Raw genomic sequence first — 18,153 nt, 5'->3', positions numbered from 1 at the left:
TTCGTTTGTTAGTCTATCCCTATAGTTTACAGAACTTTCGTCCATAAGTAAAAGAGGATAGCCAATTAATGACTATCCTCCTAGTTCAGTATGTCCGTACAGGCAAGATAAGTTGCAAAATTGTATCATCATTTACCGATTTTATAATAAATGGACGCATTGCCCCTGTAAATTGAATTGTAATATCTTGACCATCTATTGCACGCAGTGCATCCATCATATACTTTGCACTAAATGAAATATTTAAATCTTCACCAGTAATAGTAATAGCTTCAATTGTTTCTTCTACTTTACCGACTTCTGGTGAATTAGAAGAAATCTCAATCACTTTTCCTTCACCTGCAGAAAAACGAACAATATTATTTCGTTCCTCTCTAGCAAGTAATGAGGCTCTATCAATCGATTGAAGAAGTGAACGACCATTTACGGTTACTGAAGTCTTAGATTCATCTGGAATTAGTCTTGAAGTATCTGGGTAATTACCTTCCAATAATCGTGAATAAAATAAAACATTTCTCGTTTTAAACAAAACTTGTTGGTCTGCAATAATAATTTCCACAGATTCTGTATTATCGGGCAATATTTTGTTTAATTCTTGCAAGCTTTTTCCTGGAATTACAAAACTAAAGGGTTCCAAAGGCATTTCATCTGGTGAAGTAAGTCTTCTAGCAAGTCTATGACTATCTGTTGCTACACAAGATAACTTTCCTTCTTTTGCTTCCCAATGCACCCCAGTCAATATAGGTCTAGTTTCTTGTTGGGATACTGCAAATACAGTTTCTCTAATTATTGACTTCATAAGATCGGATGGCATAGAAAAACTGTTGTCGTCTTTCACATCTGGAAGTATTGGGTAATCTTCAGGATCTGATCCAATAAGTTTGAATTCTGATTTACCTGAGCTGATATGTGTTTGTAAGCCTGTTTCAGTTTCAATCATTACATTATTTGTTGGTAATTTACGAATAATCTCATTGAAAACTCTTGCTTGTAAAACAATGCTTCCTTTTTCGACAATTTTTATATTTTGTTCACCATCTTTTTCAGTTGGAACAAAAGTACGAATTGTAATATCAGAATCACTTCCGGTTAATGTCATACCTTTTTCTTCAATATCAATTTTGATTCCAGTCAAAATAGGAATTGCGACTTTTTGACTTATCGCTTTCATAACATCATTTAAAGCATCAAGTAATTCGTCTCTATTAATTTCAAATTTCATTTTGTAACCTCGCTTATATATTAATATTAGTAATTAATAAATAGTAGTAATAGTAGTAGGGCCTGTGGATATGTTAGTAAGTAGTTCTACCTCAGTTTATATAAGGTTTTCCAAATGTGAGCAACATGTTCATGGGTATGACAAACTTATTATGGGTTATCAACAGTTCATCCTCGACCCAAAGAACTTTTAATGTCTTTTACGTCTTGTTGCAAAGATTCGTCATTTTTCAACATCGTTGCAATCTTATCGTGAGCATGGATAACAGTTGAATGGTCGCGCCCGCCAAATTCCGATCCAATTTTAGGTAAAGAGAAATCCGTCAGTTCTCTTGATAAATACATAGCAATTTGACGAGGAAAAGCTACTAAACGTGTTCTTTTCTTCGCTGAAAAGTCTTCAAGTCTCATATTGAAATGTTCTCCAACCTTTTTTTGTATATCTAGGATTGTAACTGTTCTAGGCCTTGCATTCGGAATGATATCTTTCAATGCTTCAGCAGCAAGTTCCAATGTAATATCATTATTAACTAATGAAGAATAGGCTACAACACGTATGAGTGCACCTTCTAGTTCACGAATGTTTGAATCAATTTGGTTCGCAATATACGTCATTACTTCATTTGGAATATCAATAAGTCCATCGGCTTTTGCTTTCTTACGTAAAATAGCAATTCGTGTTTCCAAATCGGGCGGTGTAATATCAGTAATTAATCCCCATTCAAATCTAGATCTAAGCCTATCTTCAAGGGTAGGAATTTCTCTTGGAGGGCGATCACTGGAAATGACAATTTGTTTAGCTTCTTCGTGGAGTGTATTGAAAGTATGGAAAAATTCTTCTTGTGTTTGTTCTTTTCCGGCTAGAAATTGAATATCATCTATTAAGAGCACATCTACATTACGGTATCGATTACGGAATTCGACCGCTTTGTTGTCTCTAATCGAGTTGATGAACTCGTTTGTAAACTTTTCAGATGTCAAATACACAACTTTAGCATTTGGATCTTGCTCCATTACATAGTGGCCAATAGCATGCATTAAGTGGGTTTTTCCCAAACCAACGCCACCATATATGAATAGCGGATTATATGCTTTAGCTGGAGCTTCTGCAACTGCAAGTGATGCCGCATGAGCAAAACGATTACCAGAACCAATTACAAATGTATCAAAGGTATACTTTGGGTTAAGCATACCTGGAATAGTGCGTGTCTGAGATTTCTCTAATGTTTTTACAGCTGGTTTTGGAAGTACAAAATCGATTTCTTCCATTTCCTTTGGTACAACGAATTGAATTAGTCGATCTTCGCCCGTTAATTCAGATAAGATGCCGGTAATAAGATGTATATAATGATTTTCAAGCCAATCTTTTGCGAATGAATTGGGTGCAGCAATAGTAACTTCTTCTTCACCATAGGACATCAACTTTGTTGATTTTAGCCAAGTTTCAAAACTGGGTCTTGAAATTTTCTGCTCAACTTTTTCTAAGACCTTAATCCATAAATCTTCTAAGTGTTCCAATACTGTGTCTCCTTTACATATAAAATAAAGTGCGAGAAGATATGTATTATACACAGTTTTCTCATATGTGGGTAACTGTTATGCAAATGTGTGGAAAAATCTATCCACATTCTATTCACAACTGTGGATAGAAAATTTACTGTTAAATATACGCACAAACAAATTCAAATTAATTGTAACAGGGAAGTTCTGTTAATACAAGGACTACGCAGACTTATCCACAAGGTCCGCAGATGTGGACAAACTCTTTATCCACAAGGATTGGCATGTGAAAAGGTTGTAGATAAGCCCTGTGGATTAAAAAAAACGGGAAATTAATATGACCAAGCTCTTCCACGAAAAGTATTTTAATATGTGGATAACTATCCTTCGCAGAATCAAGGAATAAATAGTAACTATATGATGGAATAACGAATCAATAAATAAAGGTTGACATTTGCCTAGGAAAACAGATATACTATTCAAGACTGTCAGGGGAATTAAACCGACAATCATGCAGGAGGTGTCTTAACAGATGAAACGTACATTCCAACCAAATACACGTAAACGTAGTAAAGTCCACGGCTTCCGTGCTAGAATGAGCACGAAAAGCGGGCGCAGAATTATTGCAGCTCGTCGGCGCAAAGGAAGAAAAGTGCTATCAGCATAAGGCCACTGAATCCTCAGTGGTCTTTTTTTCTTTATAATTAAATTGGAGCAGGTGTATAGAATGAACAAACGCCAGCGAATAAAAAAAGATGAAGAGTTCCAAACTGTTTTTAAGAACGGTAAATCCTTTGCTAATCGACAATTTGTCGTTTATTGTTATAGAAAAGAGAAACAAGACATATTTCGAATCGGTCTTTCTGTTAGTAAAAAAGTAGGAAATGCTGTAACAAGGAATCGCATAAAACGATACATTAGACAGGCATTCCTTGAAATGAATGGTAGTCTGCAAAATAATATGGATTATGTAATCATTGCTCGTCACCAGGCAGCCAAAATTGATTTTCATGAAACGAAAAAAAGTTTGCAACATGTTTTGCGTATCGCGCGTGTATTAAAGAAAGACTTTAAGTAGAATGCTGTATATGAAAATGTTAAGATTAAAGCAGCTATTAAATTTAAGGAATAAAACTTATTAGAATCGACGTTTTAAACTCATATTTAAACTGACCTTAAAATGGTCTTACTATAGAAGAGTTGATTTGGGGGAAACAATTTGAAGAAGAAGTTATGGCTTATTCTTATGTTGACGGCTTTGTCCGTATTTCTTGCGGGTTGTTCAGAATTTAAAGATCCAATTTATGCTGACAGTTCAGGTTTTTGGAATGAATACATCGTTTGGCCGTTAGTATCCCTTATAACGGTATTCAAAGACTTGCTTGGTACATACGGATATGGAATTGTTGCAGTTACAATAATTATCCGGCTTGTTTTATTACCATTAATGATTAAACAAACACAAAGCTCTAAAAAAATGCAAGAAATTCAACCGGAACTGAAAGCTCTAAAAGAAAAGTATAAATCTAAAGATGCTGTCACCCAGGAAAAATATCGTACAGAGATGCAAAAGATAATGTCTGAAAAGAAAATTAACCCTGCGGCAGGTTGTCTTCCAGTAATAATTCAAATGCCGATATTAATTGGCTTTTACCACGCAATTAGTCGTATGAATAGTACGCCCGAAATTGTAATAGGTAAGTTTCTTTGGTTTGAACTTGGAGTCCCAAGTATTACACTTGGTATAATAGCCGGACTTATGCAATTTGTTGTACTTCGCACAGGACCTGCGATGGATAATCCACAAATGAAAGTTATGATGTATATCATGCCATTCATGATTATGATTTTTGGAACATTTTTACCAGCCGCACTTGCACTTTATTGGGTAATCGGTAACTTCATATCTATCATTCAAAACTTCTTTATCTACAAACCATTTAAGAAAATAGAAGTGGAGCCTATAAAAGTAGGAGGGAAAAGAAAATGAAAAAGTTGACGCGAAGGGGAGCCAATGTTGAAGAGGCGATCTCAGCAGCATTAAAAACACTCGGCGTGGCGCGTGATCAAGTGAAAGTCGAAGTGATCGATAAAGGGAAAAAAGGATTTCTCGGTTTCGGTGCAAAAGAAGCTGAAGTAACCGTAACCGTCACAGAAGTAATTGGAATTTCTCCTGCTTTAGAAGATTTAACGGCATTACCACCGAAAACTAGAAACGACGATGCTATATCACCTTTGACTAAGACGAGTGAAGAAATTGTGGATAGTACAAACCCGATTTTTCAGAGGCATGAAGCAAGTCTTTCAGAAAAACCATCTGACAAAAATGCAATTTTAGAAACCGAAAATTATTTGAAACAAATTTCCTCGGGAATGGGAATCAATGATTTTGAAATTACTTCTAAAGTCGATGGAAAATATGTAACCTTTCAACTTGAGAGTAAAAAAGCAGCACTGTTAATTGGTAAAAGAGGACAAACACTGAATGCATTGCAACAATTATCACAACTTGTTACTAATAAGTATGCTTCCCAGTTTAAAGTGGTTCGAATTGATGTTGGTGATTATCGAGATCGCAGGGAACAATCTTTGGAACAACTTGCGGACCGAATGGCGGATAAAGCAGTACGTTCAGGACGGAAAGTCCAACTCGAACCTATGCCGTCTTATGAAAGAAAAGTAATTCATAACGCTTTATCCAATCGACTGGATATTGAAACATTTTCTGAAGGATCCGACCCATACAGATATTTAACAATCGAACCAATTCGATAAAATAACATTCCCCACAACGAAGTGATTACTTCTATGTGGGGATTTTTTGTCTGAAAGAAATAGGATAGTTTAATTATCCACATATTTGCGTTAGTTGTACTATGAGAATTTGTATATTTGTGATATTATATTATGTTAGATAGTCATGTCTGAAACATGTTGTCAACATGTGAATAACTTATGCCGGGAAGGTGAAAAGATGCAATTTGATACAATAGCCGCTATTTCTACCCCAATGGGTGAAGGGGCAATCGCAATTGTCAGACTAAGTGGGGATGAAGCTATCCAAATAGCAGATACTATTTTCCATTCACCGGGGGGCAAAAATTTAGCAAAAGTAGATTCACATACAATCCATTACGGAAATCTTATAGATCCAAATACAAAAGAAGTCGTTGAGGAAGTAATGGCATCTGTTATGAAGGCACCTAAAACATTTACACGAGAAGACGTTGTTGAGATAAACTGTCACGGAGGTATTGTGGCTGTGAATCGAGTACTTGGTTTACTTCTTAGAGAGGGTGCACGTCTTGCGGAACCAGGTGAATTTACAAAGCGTGCTTTCCTAAACGGCAGAATCGATTTGTCTCAAGCTGAGGCAGTTATGGACTTAATTCGCGCAAAAACAGATCGAGCAATGGACATTGCGCTTAACCAGATGGAAGGTAAGCTATCGAGACTAATTGGCGATTTAAGACTTGCTCTCGTAGAAACACTTGCAGAGGTCGAAGTGAAAATAGATTATCCTGAATATGATGATGTTGAGGAAATGACCGTTCCGCTTATGATAGAGAAATCTTTATGGGTGAGAGAAGAAATCGACAAGTTATTACTAACCTCATCACAAGGAAAAATTCTTCGTGAAGGACTTTCTACAGTCATTATAGGTCGACCAAATGTAGGGAAATCCTCACTTTTAAATAGTCTTGTCCAAGAGAATAAGGCAATTGTTACCGAGATAGCAGGAACAACGCGTGATATAATAGAAGAATACGTAAATATTAGAGGTGTACCACTGCGTCTCGTGGATACTGCGGGTATTCGAGAAACAGAAGATATAGTGGAACGAATCGGTGTTGAAAGATCCAGGAAAGTATTGAAAGAAGCAGATTTAATATTGCTTGTTTTGAATGGTTCAGAAGAGCTTTTAGTAGAAGATGAGCGCCTGTTTGAAGCAGTATCTGGAATGGATATAATTGTTGTTATTAATAAAACGGATCTACCGCAAAAGATTAATTTGCAGAGGGTATTAGAACTTACAGGTGTAGATAAAGTTGTTGCTACATCACTTCTAATTGATGAGGGAGTATCTGAGCTTGAAGAAGCCATTGCAGAACTCTTTTTCGAAGGAAATCTTGAATCAAATGATTTAACATATGTTTCAAATGCAAGACATATAGCACTACTTCACCAGGCTCGTGCAACAATCGATGAAGCAATTGGTGCAGCAAAATTAGGCGTTCCGATTGATATGATACTAATAGATGTTACTCGGACTTGGGAAATCCTCGGTGAGATAATTGGAGACACTGTCCAAGAAAGTTTATTAAACGAATTGTTTTCACGCTTTTGCCTCGGAAAATAAAAATCAAAAGATAGAAGGAAGGAATAGAACATGCCACAATTTGAAGCAGGCACGTTCGATTGTATAGTAATCGGAGCCGGCCATGCAGGTGCTGAAGCAGCTTTATCCGCCGCTAAAATGGGAGCATCCACACTTGTGCTAACTATGAATATTGATATGGTAGCTTTTATGCCATGTAATCCTTCACTTGGCGGTCCCGCGAAAGGGATTGTCGTACGTGAAATAGATGCTCTAGGTGGGGCGATGGGGAAAGTAATCGATAAAACCCATATTCAAATGAGAATGTTAAACACGGGTAAAGGTCCAGCTGTTCGAGCACTTCGTGCACAAGCAGATAAAGTTCTTTACCAACAGGAAATGAAACGTCTTCTCGAAGAACAAGATAATTTAACACTTCGTCAAGGAGTAGTTGAGGAATTAATTGTAGAAGAGAACGAAATTAAAGGTCTAATTACTCAAGTTGGCGCAATTTATCGCGCAAAAACAGTTATTATTACAACGGGTACCTTTTTACGTGGAGAAGTTATTATTGGTGATTTGAAATATTCAAGTGGCCCGAATAATCAGATGCCCTCCATCAAACTTGCTGAAAATATTAGCAAACTTGGTTTTGAAATGGTGCGATTTAAGACAGGAACTCCTCCGCGTGTAAATAGTCGTACAATCGATTATAGTAAAACTGAAATCCAGCCAGGTGATGATGTTCCTAGAGCATTTAGTTTCGAAACGACTGAATATATTACAGATCAATTACCTTGTTGGTTAACTTATACAACACCAACAACTCATGAAATAATAAATGAAAACATTCATTTGTCACCAATGTATTCTGGAGTAATACAAGGTAAAGGACCGCGGTACTGTCCTTCGATTGAAGACAAGATTGTTCGATTTGCCGACAAATCACGTCACCAAATATTTCTAGAGCCTGAAGGTCGAAATACACAAGAAGTCTACGTTCAAGGTTTATCAACAAGTTTACCTGAGCATGTTCAAAGAAGACTTATAGAAAGCGTTCCTGGACTTGAGAATGCCGAAATGATGCGTGCGGGGTATGCCATTGAATATGATTCGATCATTCCTACACAACTTTGGCCAACTTTAGAAACGAAGAAAATTCGTAATCTTTATACTGCCGGCCAACTTAACGGCACGTCTGGTTATGAAGAAGCAGCTGCACAAGGATTGATGGCAGGAATTAATGCTGCCGCACGTGCACTTGGTAAAGAAGAGTCTATTCTTAGCCGTTCTGAAGCATATATCGGTGTCTTAATCGATGACTTGGTTACGAAAGGTACAAGCGAACCTTATAGACTTTTAACTTCACGTGCAGAATATCGATTATTACTTCGTCATGACAACGCAGATCTTAGATTAACTGAGATTGGATTCAATCTTGGGCTAATCAATGAAAAACGTTATGCTTCCTACCAACTAAAAAAACAACAAATAGAAGATGAAGTGAAAAGATTGCGTAAAGTAACGATAAAGCCAAGCGAACACGTTCATGAAGTTATGCGTGAAACGATTGGGACTGAATTAAGAGAACCAATGAAAGCTGCAGATCTTTTGAAACGACCGGAAATAAGTTACAGTCAAATTGCAAAAATAATACCATTAACTGAGGCACTCTCGGAAGCAGTTCAGGAACAAGTTGAAATATCAATAAAGTACGAAGGATATATAGCGAAATCCATGCAACAGGTTGAACGAATGAAGAAAATGGAAAACAAGAAAATTCCTGATAATATTGATTATGAAGCCATTACAGGAATCGCTAATGAAGCGAGAGCAATACTCAATGAAGTTAGACCGTTATCGATTGCTCAAGCTTCACGCATGCCTGGTGTTAATCCGGCTGATATATCTATTCTTCTTGTTTATATTGAACATGGAAGAATCGCTAAAATCTCAGGCTGAAATTGAATAGGCCGATGTGGATTTGCTATCCATGTCGGTTTTTTATTAACTTTAATAGTTATGCGTTTTATCTTAGAAAAGGGGGGAAATTGATGAACGAGGAACAATTCTTTCAAGCACTTAAAGAGAAGGGAATCGAGTTGGATTCCGACCAAAAACTTCAATTCCATACGTATTATGAACTTCTCGTTGAATGGAACGAGAAAATGAATTTAACGGCTATAACAGATAAACCATCCGTGTATTTAAAACACTTTTATGATTCCATTACAGCTGGATTTTTTATAAACTTGAACGAAAGAAAAACAATATGTGATGTAGGGGCCGGAGCTGGATTTCCGAGCATACCTCTCAAGATTTGCTTTCCAAATCTAGAAGTAACCATCGTAGATTCTTTAAACAAAAGAATAAGTTTTCTAGAGAACCTGGCAGATCAATTAAAACTCAAAAACGTTCACTTTGTTCATGCAAGGGCAGAAGATTTCGGACAAAACCCTATGTATCGAGAAAGTTTCGACATTGTTACTGCAAGAGCGGTAGCACGTTTATCAGTACTTGCTGAACTTTGTGTACCACTTGTTAAAAATGGTGGTATGTTTGTATCTATGAAAGGTACCGCAGCAGAAGACGAATTAATAGATGCTGAAAAGTCGCTTTCAATTCTTGGTGTAACACTTAAAGAGGAACATTCATTTAAATTACCGGAAGAGAATAGTGATAGACATATCTTTATTTTTAATAAAACAAAAAACTCTCCAAAAAAGTATCCGCGTAAACCGGGGATCCCGAATAAGTCTCCGATTAGTTAAAATGTTTCACGTGGAACAATAATTAAAGAGGATATTCTATAAGTATCCCGAACTAATTAAAGTATGGTGTAGTTTTGAAAAGGTGGTGCCTTGATTGAAAAGTCCGTTTTCACGTTTTTTTGGTAGTGGAGATAAAGGTGAAGAGAAAAGTGATGATTCTGAAATAACGTCAGAGAACTATTCTGAAAAAATCGTTCAAGTAAAAATCGACTCAATAAAACCGAACAAATACCAGCCTAGATCAATTTTTTCAGAAGAAAAGATTGAAGAATTAGCTAGAACAATTCATACACATGGTGTGATCCAACCAATTGTTGTTCGTGAAATTGGGGAGGGTCAGTTTGAGATAATTGCAGGAGAACGTAGATATCGTGCGATAAAGACACTGGGTTGGTCTGAAGTTCCGGCTATTATCCGAAATTTAGATGATAAAGAAACGGCATCTGTTGCACTCATTGAAAACTTACAACGTGAAGAATTAACCGCAATAGAGGAAGCTTTTGCTTATGAAAAACTATTGGAACTTCACTCTTTAACTCAGGAAGCTTTAGCTCAAAGGCTGGGAAAAGGTCAATCAACTATTGCAAATAAGTTAAGATTATTAAAATTACCTGATGAAATAAAAACTGCAATAATGACTAAAGAATTATCTGAAAGACATGCAAGGGCCCTTATACCACTAAAAGAAGCCGAGTTGCAAATCTCGATGTATAAAGAATCTGTAGAAAACCAAATGAATGTTAAGCAGTTGGAATTAAGAGTCCAAGAAATATTAACTCCGAAAGAAATAGCAACCAAAAAACAAGTTCCGAAAAGAAAGTCAGTCAGCAGGGATATTCGTATTGCCGTTAATACGATTCGACAGTCATTCGCGCTTGTCAGTAAAAGCGGAATTGAGTTAGTTACTGAAGAAGAAGACTCTGAAGAGTTTTATACAATTACAGTAAGAATTCCGAAGAAAAAGTAAGGAAACTCTTGCATCATTAGTGGCAAGAGTTTTTATCTGTAGGTTTATCCCCACTTAAATCATTTCTTTGATAAAATAGGTATTAATATAATGATTTTCTGCTACGGGCTAAAGCTTTCGTGGGAAAGTACTACATAATGCAAACACCAATGGTTAATAAAGGTTTCGCAACAATATTAAAGCTGATTAGTAAAGATTGTATTTCTCTTTCCGTTTGGCATTGGTTCATTGTGAACATTGCTACCTCCGAAGGAAAGATAAGTGTGGTTTGCAAAAACTAAGAATAAAGTATCTGGAGTTTAATTTTAAAAGTAGGAAAGCAGGTGCAAGCGTGGGTAGAATAATAGCGATTGCCAACCAGAAGGGCGGCGTCGGCAAGACAACGACATCTGTAAACTTAAGTGCTTGCCTTGCACATATCGGCAAAAAAGTACTTTTAATAGACACTGATCCACAAGGTAATGCAACCAGCGGTGTAGGTATTAATAAAGGCGACGTCCAGCAGTGTATTTACGATGTTTTAATTGATGATGTAAATATAAAAGATGTGATTTTATCAACCAAAGTTCCTAACTTAGATATTATTCCCGCAACGATTTCATTGGCTGGTGCAGAAATCGAGCTGGTATCAACAATTTCAAGAGAAGTAAGAATGAAACACGCAATTCAAGAGGCAAAGGAAATGTATGATTATATTATCATCGATTGCCCACCTTCACTTGGATTGCTTACCATTAATGCATTAACTGCTTCCGATGCAATACTTATTCCAGTTCAATGCGAGTATTATGCACTTGAAGGACTTAGCCAATTGTTAAGTACAATAAGGCTTGTCCAAAAACATTTGAACGAGGACTTAATGATTGATGGTGTACTATTAACGATGTTTGATGCACGGACAAATTTAGGCATCCAAGTAATAGAAGAAGTGAAAAAGTATTTCCAAGATAAAGTATATAAAGCAATTATTCCAAGAAACGTTCGGTTGAGTGAAGCACCAAGTCACGGGGAACCAATTATTATTTATGACCCTAGATCTCGCGGAGCAGAAGTATACTTAGAGTTGGCAAAGGAAGTGGTACGCAATGGCTAAAGGTCTTGGAAAAGGTGTAAATGCTTTATTTCCTGGTGAGTCACTTATTAAAGCGGAATCAGTTGAACAGATTAATGTAAAAAGTATAAAGGCGAACCCATTTCAACCACGTAAGGTATTCGACGAAAAAACAATAGCGGAGTTAAGTGATTCAATTAAAGAACATGGAATTCTTCAGCCTATTATTCTTCGTAAAAAAGGAATGTCATATGAAATTGTTGTAGGCGAAAGAAGATATCGAGCAGCAAAGCTAGCAGGCCTTCATGAAGTTCCAGCGGTCGTTCGTAATCTTACCGACGAAGAAACAATGGAACTTGCAATTCTTGAAAACCTTCAGAGGGAAGATCTTACTCCAATTGAAGAAGCAGAAGCATATCAAAATCTTATGGAAAATTTAAAACTTACACAAGAACAACTTTCATTTCGTTTGGGTAAAAGCAGATCACATATTGCAAATCATGTTCGATTGCTCTCGCTTCCAAAAAAGGTTCGATCTTATATCATGGATAGTAAGTTATCAATGGGGCATGGACGGACTTTACTCGGTATTCGAAAAAAAGAACAGATCTCACTAGTAGCAGAAAGAGTATTAAGAGAAGGGCTCAATGTTCGTCAACTAGAACGACTAGTCCAAAAAATGAATGAAGATGTTCCACGTGAAACAATACCAGAAGTTAAGAAGGATATATTTATAGTAGAACAGGAATCTAATTTGCGCGATTATTTTGGTACTAGCGTTAAAATCACAAAGAAGAAAGATAAAGGCAAGATTGAAATTGAGTTCTTCTCTGAAGAGGATCTAGAACGAATACTTGAATTATTGAATGACTAAATCGATACCTATTTTGCACAACTGCAAAATGGGTATTATTTATAAAAACGGATGTGGTTAATTGATTTTATTTGGAACGATAGTTAATGTTATCTTAATAATAATTGGAGCTATAATAGGTCGCTTTCTACATAATATTCCCGAACGTATGAAAGAAACAGTGATGTATGGAATTGGGTTAGCCGTTACTGTGATTGGAATACAAATGACGTTTGAAAGTACACAAATTCTTATAGTAATTATTAGTATTGTCTTAGGGGCTGTTCTTGGAGAACTAGGAAGTTTAGATGATAAAATAAATCAACTAGGTGTATGGATGGAAAGTAAATTACCGGCTCGAAAGAATGGACCGGGTGTCGCCCAAGGATTTGTAACAGCAACACTCATTTTCGCGGTAGGGTCTATGGCGATAATTGGAGCAATTGATAGTGGACTAAGAAATGATCACGATGTTCTTGTGATGAAAGGGATAATAGATGGCTTTACCGCAATAATTCTAAGCTCAACGCTTGGTATAGGTGTTGCGTTTGCGGCAATACCGGTGTTTCTATATCAATCTATTATTACGTTGTTTTCAACACAAATAAGCCGGTTTATTCCAGACGAATTGTTAGAGTTTTTCATTTCTGAAATGACTGCAACAGGTGGATTAATGATTATTGCAATTGGTTTAAATCTGATTGGATTGACAAAGATAAGGGTAGCAAACCTAATTCCTGGTATTTTTGTAGTTGCTGTTGTTGTAACGATTGTCTATGCATTATGATTTAGAACGATTATATGCAAGTAATAGTGCACGAGATAGTGTTCGACTCATTTCAAAGGGGAGATGCAATCTTGTACTTTGTAATACGGCGTGTTCCATGAATCCAGCAATATTAACAATACCTTTAATAGAGATATTACCAATTGCAGGTAAATCTTTACCGACTGCCTTACCGGGTTGGAGAGGACCGTTGTGAATTAGTAGTTGTCCAATCGAGCTGGCTTTACCAAGACAGGCATCTATTGCAACGATATAAGAACTTGGGTTCATTGCAATTGTCTCATCAATTTTTTCTTGCAAATTTAGTGCGTGTAATGGGTTTTCCAGCGTGCCAATTACGGGAAAAGGAAATATATGCGACTCAGTTAGTCGTGACCCGGTAAGAGGTCCAAGTGAGTCACCGGTAGAACGATCCGTACCTATGCAAAAGAAAGTTAAATCGGAAGAGTTAAAGGGAAGATGTTCGAGAAACAACGAACTTAACTTCCATATTGCTCCCGACTCTTTGAAATGAATTCGATAATCATAAGTAGATAAAGTGGTTGCACGCATGACAAAACCCCATTCGTTTTTATTATTGAAGTATATGCAAAAACAGACTAATTTATACGAAAGGGGATAGCAATGGCTTTAAAAGAAGAAGTAGTAGAAGTAACATCAAATATTAAAAGAATTGTGGATGTAATTAATAAGATATTATTTAATGAGGAAACTTGGGTTAAAGTAGGGTTTACTTCCATTAAAATTGTATTTATCGCTTTAATATCATTTATTGTCGTAACTGTTATAAAATCTGTTATTAGAAGAGTGTTCTCTCTGAAACTTAAAACACGCTTACGGCCAACAGAGCGACGTGAAAAAACATTAGTTAAGTTATTAGAAAATGCCATTTCCTATATTATCTATTTTGCAGCCATTCTTGCTATTCTCGCTGAATTTATAGATATAAGCGGATTACTAGCGGGTGCAGGGGTGCTTGGTCTGGCTATTGGTTTCGGTGCTCAGAGCTTGGTGAAAGATGTAATTTCAGGATTCTTTATCATCTTTGAAGACCAATTCTCAGTAGGGGATTATGTTATGATCGGCACGGCTTTAGGTACTGTAGAAGAAATAGGACTTCGCACAACTAAGCTAAGTGCTTACGGTGGTGAGATTCACATCATCCCAAACGGAAGTATTGCGGAGGTAATCAATTATTCAATCAACAATTCATTAGCCATTATTGATGTGCGAATTGGTTACGATATAGATATCCAACGCGCGGAAGATCTTATTGAGGAATTCCTAAAGAGTCTACCGATTGGTTACGGTGGACTGATTGCTCCGCCAACACTAATAGGTGTTCAGGATTTGGCGGCGTCTGAAATTGTATTTAGAGTCACTGCCCAAACGGAACCCGTCATGCAATGGGCTTTTGCTAGAAAGTTTCGTAAAGATTTAAAATTGCTTTTAGATCAACATAAGATAGATATTCCTTATCCGAAAATGGTTGTATATCATAAGGAAGAACGGGGTGGGCAGGAGTGAATGTGAAAGAATTCATGTTAAATGACATTGTTGAAATGAAAAAACAACACCCTTGTGGAACAAACGCGTGGAAAGTGATTCGGATGGGAGCAGATATTCGAATTAAATGCGAAGGTTGTGGCCACAGTGTTATGATTCCACGAAATCAATTTGCAAAAAAAATGAAAAAGGTACTTCTAAGAACCGATTCCTAAAGGTAAAATAGACTTTTAGCGGAGTTATCACTATAATAAAAGAGTTGCAATCAGATTAATGGATACTTTACGTGTAATTCTTGGATGACATCCCATCGGGAGATAAATATAGTGAGCTATTTTCAGCAGTTTTTTAAACACAAGCTGAATGATTATAAAGTATACAAAGCACGTCAAGACATCACCGATATGAATGAAAGGTAGTGGAGTAAAATGGCTTTAACAGCTGGAATCGTTGGACTTCCCAACGTAGGGAAATCTACATTATTTAACGCAATTACAAAGGCAGGGGCGGAAGCCGCAAACTATCCGTTCTGTACGATTGATCCAAACGTAGGTATTGTTGAGGTACCTGATGAAAGACTTGATAAGTTAACAGAGTTGGTTACACCAAAGAAGACAGTTCCAACTGCATTTGAATTTACAGATATCGCTGGAATCGTTGAAGGTGCAAGTAAAGGCGAAGGTCTCGGAAATAAATTTCTTTCCCATATACGAGAAGTCGATGCAATTTGTCAAGTTGTTCGTTGTTTCGTTGACGAAAACATTACACATGTTGCAGGTAAAGTAAATCCAATCAATGATATAGAAATTATTAATCTAGAACTTATCTTAGCGGATATGGAAAGCGTTGAAAAACGATTAGCGCGAGTTGTTAAAATGGTTAAACAAAAAGAGAAGGAAGCTATGATTGAAGAGCCTATCCTTATCAAATTGAAAGAAGCGTTTGAAGATGAAAAACCAGCCCGTTCAATTGATTTCACTGAGGATGAATTGAAGATAGCAAATGGCATGAATTTATTAACAATTAAGCCGATGCTTTATGTGGCGAATGTCGCTGAAGATGAAATTGGTGATACAGATGAAAATGAATTTGTACAACAGGTACGTGATTTTGCGAAAACAGACAATGCTCAAGTAATTGTTGTTTGTGCAAAAATCGAAGAAGAAATGGCCGAACTTGATGATGATGACAAAAAAATGTTCTTAGAAGAACTTGGCATTAAAGAGTCTGGATTAGATCAACTTATTAAAGCGACGTACTCTTTACTTGGATTTGCAACCTACTTCACTGCTGGGGTACAAGAAGTGCGAGCGTGGACGTTCCGTAAAGGAATGAAAGCACCACAATGTGCCGCAATTATTCACACGGACTTCGAACGGGGTTTCATCCGTGCAGAAACAGTGGCATACGATGATTTAGTTGAGACAGGTTCAATGACTGCAGCTAAAGAGGCGGGTAAGGTTCGACTAGAAGGAAAAGAATACATTGTAAAAGATGGCGATGTTTTATTGTTCCGATTTAACGTATAAGGAGAAGTTACCCTTTTGAACTATAGAAGGGTAACTTTTTTTAATGAACTTCTTTTTCGATACGTTCTGGTGCGTAGACATATAGTTTTGGTAATTTAGGATCGTCTTTAATAAGCCAATCATCGGGTAACTTCTTTAATTTACGATACATTTCGAAATCACCAACGGCTCCTCCAATAAGAAGTGCTGCTAGAACGATAAGAACAAGCTCCCCTTGATAAAGTCCGATTACTGCAGGAATAATGCCTGTCATCCAGAAAGGAAGTAGAAGTGCTTTTCTTATTGCTTTATTCGACATAAGTTTGTCTGTTGTTGCATATGCTATGCCTAATTTTAAATTTACTCCAACAACCATCCTCTTCCAAGGTACTTGGGCAAATACCCGAAATCCAAGAAGATGAAAAAACTCATGCAAAACAATGAGTAAAACATAGCCGACAATGAAAAATAGAATAGAAATAAAATCCGTAAAAAAGTAAATTGCTTTTTCCAGTATGAAGTGAATAGCGAGCAAAAGGATAAGTGAAAACGCTGTTATATATAATCCATGCTTAGCTACTTTAGGTAAATCAATTTCAACCACTTCATCTGGTTCAGGAAAATTACTCAATATATTCACCTCTTTCTTTTAGTATACAAGAAAAGACTTGATATCGTTGAAACTACATGATATAATATACTGATGTGAGTAATAATTTTTTACTTACTCCTTGCCCGCTGTCATCAGCAGGGCCCAAGTCCATAAGGAGGTGACTAAAGATGAGAAAATATGAAATTATGTACATTATCCGCCCAACGGTTGAAGATGAAGCTAAAAAAGCTTTGATTGAACGTTTTAACGAAGTACTTACTTCAAATGGTGCGGAAATCATCGAGTCGAAAGAGTGGGGCAAACGCCGTTTAGCATACGAAATCGACGATCTGCGTGAAGGTTTTTACCAACTCGTAACGATGAACTCAGAAACAAAAGCACTTGATGAATTTACACGTCTAGCTAATATTAACGAAGAAATCATTCGCCATATGGCTGTACGTTTAGACGCATAATTTATAAAATCTCGAATTACGGGATTTACCTGTAATTCTGATGAGGGAGGTTGAATTCTGATGATTAACCGTGTCGTTTTAGTTGGCCGACTGACGAAAGACCCTGAACTCAAGTATACACAAACCGGTATAGCTGTTACTCGTTTCACGTTAGCAGTAAATCGTAGTTTTCAAAATGCACAAGGTGAAAGAGAAGCTGACTTTATTAGTTGTATAGCTTGGAGAAAACAGGCCGAGAGCGTCGCAAATTATTTGAGAAAAGGTAGTCTTGCCGGAGTGGATGGCCGTATACAAACGGGTAGCTATGATGGACAAGATGGAAAGCGCGTCTACACGACAGAAGTCGTAGCAGACAGCACTCAATTTCTAGAACCACGTAGTGGAAATGCTGACAGGCCTGGATCTTCTCAAGGAATGTCATCCTCTGGTTCTCAACAAAATCAGCAACCAAGCTACCAACAGTCAAGTCAACAAAATCAGCAACCGAATCAGCAAAACTATACCCGTACTGACAATGATCCGTTTTCGCCAGGTGGAGGTCCGGTAACAGTATCGGACGACGACCTGCCGTTCTAACACTATTATAGTCAGCATGAATTTATT

The 18,153-nt window shown here is 36.9% G+C and carries 20 protein-coding genes; 16 read left to right on the top strand and 4 right to left on the bottom strand.

Annotation, left to right across the window (positions count from 1 at the left end):
• Positions 1 to 85: 85 nt before the first annotated feature.
• The gene (gene dnaN, locus ACP8HH_RS18710; RefSeq protein ID WP_438314003.1) at positions 86 to 1,222 is read right to left on the bottom strand and encodes a DNA polymerase III subunit beta; all 1,137 of its coding nucleotides are present in this window, start codon (positions 1,220 to 1,222) and stop codon (positions 86 to 88) included.
• 167 nt (positions 1,223 to 1,389) lie between these two features.
• Positions 1,390 to 2,739 carry a chromosomal replication initiator protein DnaA gene (gene dnaA, locus ACP8HH_RS18705; protein WP_438314000.1) on the bottom strand — a complete coding sequence of 450 codons (1,350 nt, stop codon included), beginning with the start codon at positions 2,737 to 2,739 and terminating at the stop codon, positions 1,390 to 1,392.
• A 514-nt stretch (positions 2,740 to 3,253) separates the two neighbouring features.
• On the opposite strand from dnaA, the gene rpmH reads away from it, so the two are divergent.
• The 11 genes from rpmH (at position 3,254) to ACP8HH_RS18650 (ending at position 13,468) form a co-directional block, all read left to right on the top strand.
• Positions 3,254 to 3,388, top strand: a complete 135-nt coding sequence (gene rpmH / locus ACP8HH_RS18700) for a 50S ribosomal protein L34 (RefSeq protein ID WP_438313997.1) — start codon at positions 3,254 to 3,256, stop codon at positions 3,386 to 3,388.
• 60 nt (positions 3,389 to 3,448) lie between these two features.
• On the top strand, positions 3,449 to 3,799 hold the full coding sequence (rnpA, locus tag ACP8HH_RS18695) for a ribonuclease P protein component (RefSeq protein ID WP_438313994.1): 351 nt from the start codon (positions 3,449 to 3,451) through the stop codon (positions 3,797 to 3,799).
• Positions 3,800 to 3,940: 141 nt separating this feature from the next.
• The gene (gene yidC / locus ACP8HH_RS18690; protein ID WP_438313992.1) at positions 3,941 to 4,711 is read left to right on the top strand and encodes a membrane protein insertase YidC; all 771 of its coding nucleotides are present in this window, start codon (positions 3,941 to 3,943) and stop codon (positions 4,709 to 4,711) included.
• Positions 4,708 to 5,496, top strand: coding sequence for an RNA-binding cell elongation regulator Jag/EloR (gene jag / locus ACP8HH_RS18685; RefSeq protein WP_438313990.1), 789 nt, complete (start codon positions 4,708 to 4,710; stop codon positions 5,494 to 5,496). Before yidC ends, jag begins: the two co-directional genes overlap by 4 nt.
• 199 nt (positions 5,497 to 5,695) lie before the next feature.
• Positions 5,696 to 7,081 (top strand): tRNA uridine-5-carboxymethylaminomethyl(34) synthesis GTPase MnmE, encoded by a 1,386-nt coding sequence (mnmE, locus tag ACP8HH_RS18680; protein ID WP_438313988.1) that lies wholly within the window; start codon positions 5,696 to 5,698, stop codon positions 7,079 to 7,081.
• A 30-nt stretch (positions 7,082 to 7,111) separates the two neighbouring features.
• Complete coding sequence (gene mnmG / locus ACP8HH_RS18675) at positions 7,112 to 9,001, top strand: tRNA uridine-5-carboxymethylaminomethyl(34) synthesis enzyme MnmG (protein WP_438313985.1); 1,890 nt, start codon at positions 7,112 to 7,114, stop codon at positions 8,999 to 9,001.
• A gap of 92 nt (positions 9,002 to 9,093) precedes the next feature.
• Positions 9,094 to 9,810: a 16S rRNA (guanine(527)-N(7))-methyltransferase RsmG gene (rsmG, locus tag ACP8HH_RS18670; protein WP_438313982.1), complete on the top strand. Its 717-nt coding sequence runs from the start codon at positions 9,094 to 9,096 to the stop codon at positions 9,808 to 9,810.
• Between the two features lie 94 nt (positions 9,811 to 9,904).
• Positions 9,905 to 10,777, top strand: coding sequence for a nucleoid occlusion protein (gene noc, locus ACP8HH_RS18665; protein ID WP_438313979.1), 873 nt, complete (start codon positions 9,905 to 9,907; stop codon positions 10,775 to 10,777).
• A 331-nt stretch (positions 10,778 to 11,108) separates the two neighbouring features.
• Positions 11,109 to 11,870 (top strand): ParA family protein, encoded by a 762-nt coding sequence (locus ACP8HH_RS18660; protein ID WP_438313976.1) that lies wholly within the window; start codon positions 11,109 to 11,111, stop codon positions 11,868 to 11,870.
• Positions 11,863 to 12,702, top strand: coding sequence for a ParB/RepB/Spo0J family partition protein (locus ACP8HH_RS18655; protein ID WP_438313974.1), 840 nt, complete (start codon positions 11,863 to 11,865; stop codon positions 12,700 to 12,702). Before ACP8HH_RS18660 ends, ACP8HH_RS18655 begins: the two co-directional genes overlap by 8 nt.
• Positions 12,703 to 12,763: 61 nt before the next feature.
• A complete protein-coding gene (locus ACP8HH_RS18650; RefSeq protein WP_438313971.1) occupies positions 12,764 to 13,468 on the top strand; it encodes a DUF554 domain-containing protein in 705 nt (234 codons plus the stop codon).
• Here the strand turns inward: ACP8HH_RS18650 and yyaC are convergent.
• Positions 13,463 to 14,020 (bottom strand): spore protease YyaC, encoded by a 558-nt coding sequence (gene yyaC / locus ACP8HH_RS18645; RefSeq protein WP_438313969.1) that lies wholly within the window; start codon positions 14,018 to 14,020, stop codon positions 13,463 to 13,465. The genes ACP8HH_RS18650 and yyaC overlap by 6 nt on opposite strands.
• A gap of 72 nt (positions 14,021 to 14,092) precedes the next feature.
• Here yyaC and ACP8HH_RS18640 point away from each other — a divergent pair, with 72 nt between their 5' ends.
• The 3 genes from ACP8HH_RS18640 to ychF all read left to right on the top strand — a co-directional run bounded on the left by ACP8HH_RS18640 (position 14,093) and on the right by ychF (position 16,503).
• The gene (locus ACP8HH_RS18640) at positions 14,093 to 14,995 is read left to right on the top strand and encodes a mechanosensitive ion channel family protein (protein WP_438313966.1); all 903 of its coding nucleotides are present in this window, start codon (positions 14,093 to 14,095) and stop codon (positions 14,993 to 14,995) included.
• A complete protein-coding gene (locus tag ACP8HH_RS18635; protein WP_438313963.1) occupies positions 14,992 to 15,189 on the top strand; it encodes a DUF951 domain-containing protein in 198 nt (65 codons plus the stop codon). Before ACP8HH_RS18640 ends, ACP8HH_RS18635 begins: the two co-directional genes overlap by 4 nt.
• Positions 15,190 to 15,402: 213 nt before the next feature.
• Complete coding sequence (gene ychF, locus ACP8HH_RS18630) at positions 15,403 to 16,503, top strand: redox-regulated ATPase YchF (RefSeq protein ID WP_438313960.1); 1,101 nt, start codon at positions 15,403 to 15,405, stop codon at positions 16,501 to 16,503.
• Between the two features lie 40 nt (positions 16,504 to 16,543).
• Here ychF and ACP8HH_RS18625 read toward each other — a convergent pair whose 3' ends face one another.
• Complete coding sequence (locus ACP8HH_RS18625; RefSeq protein ID WP_438313957.1) at positions 16,544 to 17,122, bottom strand: DUF3267 domain-containing protein; 579 nt, start codon at positions 17,120 to 17,122, stop codon at positions 16,544 to 16,546.
• Between the two features lie 140 nt (positions 17,123 to 17,262).
• On the opposite strand from ACP8HH_RS18625, the gene rpsF reads away from it, so the two are divergent.
• Both rpsF and ssb read left to right on the top strand, forming a co-directional pair.
• Positions 17,263 to 17,550, top strand: a complete 288-nt coding sequence (gene rpsF, locus ACP8HH_RS18620; protein ID WP_438313954.1) for a 30S ribosomal protein S6 — start codon at positions 17,263 to 17,265, stop codon at positions 17,548 to 17,550.
• Between the two features lie 60 nt (positions 17,551 to 17,610).
• The gene (gene ssb, locus ACP8HH_RS18615) at positions 17,611 to 18,126 is read left to right on the top strand and encodes a single-stranded DNA-binding protein (RefSeq protein WP_438313951.1); all 516 of its coding nucleotides are present in this window, start codon (positions 17,611 to 17,613) and stop codon (positions 18,124 to 18,126) included.
• Positions 18,127 to 18,153 lie beyond the last annotated feature (27 nt).

This window comes from Sporosarcina sp. FA9, assembly GCF_051550205.1.
GTDB lineage: Bacteria > Bacillota > Bacilli > Bacillales_A > Planococcaceae > Sporosarcina.
Note: the sequence above shows the minus strand (reverse complement) of the source record. Positions and strands in the feature narration are given on the sequence as shown.

Bases quoted from the DNA above. Each gene is read 5' to 3' on its own strand.
- ACP8HH_RS18640 (WP_438313966.1), top strand. From the start codon at position 14,093: ATGGCTTTAAAAGAAGAAGTAGTAGAAGTAACATCAAATATTAAAAGA.
- yyaC (WP_438313969.1), bottom strand. From the start codon at position 14,020: ATGCGTGCAACCACTTTATCTACTTATGATTATCGAATTCATTTCAAA.
- rsmG (WP_438313982.1), top strand. From the start codon at position 9,094: ATGAACGAGGAACAATTCTTTCAAGCACTTAAAGAGAAGGGAATCGAG.
- mnmE (WP_438313988.1), top strand. From the start codon at position 5,696: ATGCAATTTGATACAATAGCCGCTATTTCTACCCCAATGGGTGAAGGG.
- dnaN (WP_438314003.1), bottom strand. From the start codon at position 1,222: ATGAAATTTGAAATTAATAGAGACGAATTACTTGATGCTTTAAATGAT.
- rpsF (WP_438313954.1), top strand. From the start codon at position 17,263: ATGAGAAAATATGAAATTATGTACATTATCCGCCCAACGGTTGAAGAT.
- ssb (WP_438313951.1), top strand. From the start codon at position 17,611: ATGATTAACCGTGTCGTTTTAGTTGGCCGACTGACGAAAGACCCTGAA.
- jag (WP_438313990.1), top strand. From the start codon at position 4,708: ATGAAAAAGTTGACGCGAAGGGGAGCCAATGTTGAAGAGGCGATCTCA.
- rnpA (WP_438313994.1), top strand. From the start codon at position 3,449: ATGAACAAACGCCAGCGAATAAAAAAAGATGAAGAGTTCCAAACTGTT.
- ychF (WP_438313960.1), top strand. From the start codon at position 15,403: ATGGCTTTAACAGCTGGAATCGTTGGACTTCCCAACGTAGGGAAATCT.
- rpmH (WP_438313997.1), top strand. From the start codon at position 3,254: ATGAAACGTACATTCCAACCAAATACACGTAAACGTAGTAAAGTCCAC.
- mnmG (WP_438313985.1), top strand. From the start codon at position 7,112: ATGCCACAATTTGAAGCAGGCACGTTCGATTGTATAGTAATCGGAGCC.
- ACP8HH_RS18655 (WP_438313974.1), top strand. From the start codon at position 11,863: ATGGCTAAAGGTCTTGGAAAAGGTGTAAATGCTTTATTTCCTGGTGAG.